Below are 2,922 nucleotides of genomic sequence, written 5' to 3'. Positions count from 1 at the left end.
TTGATGATAGCAATAAAGATTGATTGACCTCGGACAGTATTACGTTTGGTCAACATATCAATAAAGAGAATGGACATGAGAAGATTTTGCCCAAAAGCTGTATACGCACCGCTCCAATCTTGAAATTAATTCATCTGTGATTAACAGGACACAGCAAAAGCTAGTAAATAAAGTTAATATAAACACTGGATAAAATAATTTCTTTGGTATATCCTTTAACTCAGATTGCCCAAACTTGAAAAATTCATACAAGATAATTAAATCAAGCATCAACCACACAATATTGATTTGAAGTTGTGGTGGCTGATGAGGATGAATAAAAGAAAATATAAATTCCCAGGAAAGATTGGCGCACAACGCAACCAACGGCATTCTATACGTTTGATCTTTAAAGCCACGTTGAATCAACAAAATATAAGTCAGTATCCAAAATGCTCCGCTGCCAAGCATTAAATAAGTTCCCATAAATCATTACCTCCTTTATGCTTTTTAAAAATCCAAATTCTTACGGGCTGTAATACAATTATTCCTCTTATACAAAGTAAATAATGCACTGCATATCTAATACAAAGTTACTGAGCATGAGTGTTAACTCTAGTTAACCGCCTGTGCAATGAAAAACTGCCCTGGGGCAAGGAGTCCAGAGCAGCGCTTACAAAAAAAATAAATATGGGAGTTTTAAACTGTTGCCCCCTACTTTACATATAATTCGTTTGCTATGTAATACTCTTCAGTTCAAGTTTTCTACTTTATGCAAAAAGAGCGAGAAACTTTTAAAACTGCACTATACAAGGATTAGACGCAATCAACCAAGCCCAATACAACACCCTTGAATGAGTGCGTGACAACCAATGGTTGTCACTCATTTGTCAAACATGAATGCACCATTACCCCAAGGAGCAATCGTAAGCTGTGGAGGCGCGATTGTTACTTAGGCAGGGATAAGGCGGGGGCGGCGAGAAGCGTTCGCGAAGCGTCTCGAAGAGAAGCTTAGGCTTTTGGCGATCGCATTGCTCCCGGTGGGCGGATACGCGAACGCCTACAATAACCGAGGAAATGCCCGCTCTGAATTGAGAGACTTGCAAGGGGCGATCGTTGATTTCAACCAAGCCATCAAGATTAATCCTAACTCTGCCAATACCTATTACAACCGGGGTATTGCCCGCTCTGAATTGAGAGACAAACAAAGGGCAATCACCGATTATAACTAAGCCATCAAGATTAATCCTAACGATGCCCTAGCCTACAGCAGACGGAAACCTTGGGAAACAATAATATCCTCTACGCTTGTTGCGTCTATTTATATAGCTCAACTTATATAGCTCAACCCTTGATCTTCGAGAAAATATCACCAAATCGACAGAACCATCTGCTTTAGCTGGCAAGATAGAATCGTAATGAAAATTAACATTGTTAAATATATCTTCAATTATGTTTCCTAACCTTGTGGAAGATACCAAAGAATACTGGTGCAAGTTAAATGAGTTAGAAGTTGCTTACCAAAAAGGTGAAGTCTCTATTGAAGAGGTAGATGCGAGGGTTAAATTGCTGATGACTGAATTAGGTAAAAGTCGCCAGGCAGCATTAAACTACGTTTTGAATAGCTTTTACCATTTTTTGAATGAGCAAGGAGAAGCAATTGTTGGTATAGCAATTTTAGGAGTCATTAGCTACGCTTGGGTGGTTCTCAGCTAAGTAGGCGGCTAGAATGAAATGTAAGATAAAAGAGATTTGCTCTTTGTAGAGGGGCAATATTGCTAATGACTGCACCCATAAAGATAAATTGGCAATGTTCTAGATCGGTTGCTATGTCCTTAAACTAGTAAACCAAACTCATAGCGGTTGATGAATGAACCTATAACTATGCCGTGCATCTCCTCTGTTTTAGAAAAGCAAATTGTCTTCCGAGCTAGCTGTTTGATTCTTGTTCTTAATCTCAAGTGCTTCTGTTCAATTCGTTGAATCTTCTGTTTAACTATCTCATGATGCTGTGCTGGTAAATGTCGTTCATAGGCTCTTTGCCCATCCAATCAATTAGAAAGTTCGAGATGTGAAATGCTCCCAAACTAGCGGACTGAATGGTGCTATCAAACTGCTATAACTTAATAAACCAAGCTCAATATAACCCCATCATTTGTATACCTGTAAACCAATGGTTATTAAAACTTGGTTAAACATGAATGCACCATTACCCCAAGGTAGCGAGCGCACGGCTATGGAAAGAGATTGTTAATCACCATTGGTGACGGGCGATAAGCTTTCGCCTAAGCATAGAGGGGATCGCTTACCCCTGCTTTGGACATATAAAACAATGCAGAGTTGAACTTACTTCCTAAGACAGTTGAGCAAGCGTAATGTAGCTGCTGCGGCATAATTACGCCGTGTCCCAAATTGTAGATGTGGTGATCGCTCAAGCGCCCGATGTAGGCGATCGCAACAAAGCGTACAAGTCTACAACCTTGTTTTGCGGCAACGGCAAGTGGGAGTAGTGAAAGACTACTGGAGCCAGGGGGTTTTCTGGAGGTGCGCTGTGGGGGGCGGGTGCTTTTTATGTGTTCAAAGGGGAATATGTGGCGGTAGAGAGTTGGAGTGGGTGAGGAGAGAGATGTACTAAACTGTACTGTGGAGTAGTAAAAATCATCTACTTGCCACGCAGTTTCTGAAGTTTTGGTTACTTCTGGGTAGCAGTTGGCTTGCGAACGGTCGCAGCAGTTATACGATCAACCAATCCTGGCATAATTAGCTTTGCCCAAGGGAGTACTTTACCTTTCAACGTCATGATGTGTTCTCTTTTACGCCGCTCCATCGCCCAGATAATTTGATGTACACACTCATCTACTGACATATTGCCTTGCGTTTCATCACGCGGACTTTTGCCTAATGGTTTTCCATCTGCTCCCAACGCTCGTTGCCGAATATCTG

The 2,922-nt window shown here is 41.1% G+C and carries 4 protein-coding genes and 1 pseudogene; 2 read left to right on the top strand and 3 right to left on the bottom strand.

All coding sequences use genetic code 11. The features are described 5' to 3' along the window. Positions 1-57 precede the first annotated feature (57 nt). Positions 58-465: a transmembrane-type terpene cyclase gene (locus tag H6G92_RS38600; protein ID WP_190902098.1), complete on the bottom strand. Its 408-nt coding sequence runs from the start codon at positions 463-465 to the stop codon at positions 58-60. A gap of 533 nt (positions 466-998) precedes the next feature. Between H6G92_RS38600 and H6G92_RS38595 the strand changes: the two genes are divergently transcribed. Both H6G92_RS38595 and H6G92_RS38590 read left to right on the top strand, forming a co-directional pair. Continuing rightward, entirely contained in the window at positions 999-1,211 is a 213-nt protein-coding gene (locus tag H6G92_RS38595; protein ID WP_199345150.1) for a tetratricopeptide repeat protein, read from the top strand. 220 nt (positions 1,212-1,431) lie between these two features. Beyond that, on the top strand, positions 1,432-1,695 hold the full coding sequence (locus H6G92_RS38590; protein WP_190733477.1) for a hypothetical protein: 264 nt from the start codon (positions 1,432-1,434) through the stop codon (positions 1,693-1,695). A gap of 119 nt (positions 1,696-1,814) precedes the next feature. Here H6G92_RS38590 and H6G92_RS38585 read toward each other — a convergent pair whose 3' ends face one another. Further along, positions 1,815-2,030 carry an IS1 family transposase gene (locus H6G92_RS38585; RefSeq protein ID WP_199345149.1) on the bottom strand — a complete coding sequence of 72 codons (216 nt, stop codon included), beginning with the start codon at positions 2,028-2,030 and terminating at the stop codon, positions 1,815-1,817. Positions 2,031-2,671: 641 nt separating this feature from the next. Further along, positions 2,672-2,922 (bottom strand): annotated as a pseudogene (locus H6G92_RS38580) (SDR family oxidoreductase); the annotation flags it as partial.

The sequence above is a fragment of the Nostoc foliaceum FACHB-393 genome, assembly GCF_014698505.1.
Lineage (GTDB): Bacteria > Cyanobacteriota > Cyanobacteriia > Cyanobacteriales > Nostocaceae > Nostoc > Nostoc foliaceum_A.
This window is presented reverse-complemented; position numbering and strand designations above follow the sequence as displayed.